A 231-nucleotide genomic window follows, 5' to 3' on the forward strand; every position below is an offset into this window, starting at 1 on the left:
GCGTTCGTCACCGGCGGCATGGGCGGCCTCGGCGCCGCGATCAGCCGTCGCCTGCACGAGGCCGGGATGACGGTGGCGGTGTCGCACACGGAAGGCAACGACCACGTCGCGACGTGGCTCACGCACGAACGCGAAGCGGGCCGCACGTTCCATGCGTTCGAGGTCGACATCGCCGACTACGATTCGTGCCAGCAGTGCGCGGCACGCGTGCTGGCCGAATTCGGGCACGTC

At 70.1% G+C, this 231-nt stretch carries 1 protein-coding gene; it reads left to right on the top strand.

What is annotated here, in order from left to right; all coding sequences use genetic code 11:
• A partial coding sequence (locus SB816_RS35405; RefSeq protein WP_410548672.1) for an SDR family NAD(P)-dependent oxidoreductase occupies window positions 1-231 on the top strand: 231 nt, incomplete at both ends.

The sequence above is a fragment of the Achromobacter sp. SIMBA_011 genome (genome assembly GCF_046535435.1).
Taxonomy (GTDB): Bacteria; Pseudomonadota; Gammaproteobacteria; order Burkholderiales; family Burkholderiaceae_B; genus Achromobacter; species Achromobacter dolens.